The 899-nt window shown below is 68.1% G+C and carries 1 protein-coding gene; it reads right to left on the bottom strand.

From position 1 onward, the window contains the following. On the bottom strand, positions 1 to 899 hold an 899-nt coding region (locus E6O51_RS21655), incomplete at both ends, for a sigma 54-interacting transcriptional regulator (RefSeq protein WP_136387109.1).

Genomic DNA, 899 nt, shown 5'->3' with positions numbered 1-899 from the left:
GCCCGCAGGTCCCGGTTGGTGGCCGCCAGGATGCGCAGATCCACCTGGATCGTGGCGTTGCCCCCCACCCGCTCGAAGCTCTTCTCCTGCAGCACGCGCAGGAGCTTGGCCTGCATGGGCAGCGACAGCTCGCCCACCTCGTCGAGGAAGATGGTGCCCCCGTCGGCCTCCTCGAAGCGCCCCTGGCGCCGATTGACCGCGCCGGTGAAGGAGCCGCGCTCGTGGCCGAAGAGTTCGCTCTCGATCACGCTCTCGGGCAGCGCCGCACAGTTGAACTTGACGAAGGGGCCGGAGGCGTTGGGGCTGTTGTAGTGGATGGCGCTCGCCACCAGCTCCTTGCCCACCCCGCTTTCCCCCAGGATCAGCACCGTGGTCTTGGAGCGGGTGACCTTCTCGATCAACCGATACACCTCCTGCATGGCCTTGGAGTTGCCGATGATGTTGGAGGGCTTGAAGCGGCTTTCCAGGGCCTGGCGCAGGCGCCGGTTCTCGTTCTCGAGGGCGGCGTTGTGGACGTGTTCCAGCAGGTGCAGTTCCACGGCCTGGGCGGTGGCCGCGGCGAGGATGGAGAGGATCTCGGCGTCGAGCTTCAGGAGCTGGCGGTTGTCGTAGGGGCGCTCGGCGCTGATGGTGCCCATGACCTTCTTGCCGCGCATGATGGGTACGCACAGGAAAGAGAGGCGCCGGTCGTCGCGCTGGGTGGCGGTGCGGTTGAGGAACGCCGGCTCCTCGGAGATGCGCGGCACCACGATGGGCTGGCCGGTCTCGACCACGCGGCCGATGATGCCCTCGCCGGGGGCGTAGATGCCGCGGGCGGCCTCCTCCTCGGTGAGGCCGACGCTGCGGTGGATGAAGATGCGCCCGGAGTCGGGTTCATACAGGCTCACCATGCCGCGCAC

Origin of the sequence: Pseudothauera rhizosphaerae (assembly GCF_004801305.1) — a bacterium.
GTDB lineage: Bacteria > Pseudomonadota > Gammaproteobacteria > Burkholderiales > Rhodocyclaceae > Pseudothauera > Pseudothauera rhizosphaerae.
Note: the sequence above shows the minus strand (reverse complement) of the source record. Positions and strands in the feature narration are given on the sequence as shown.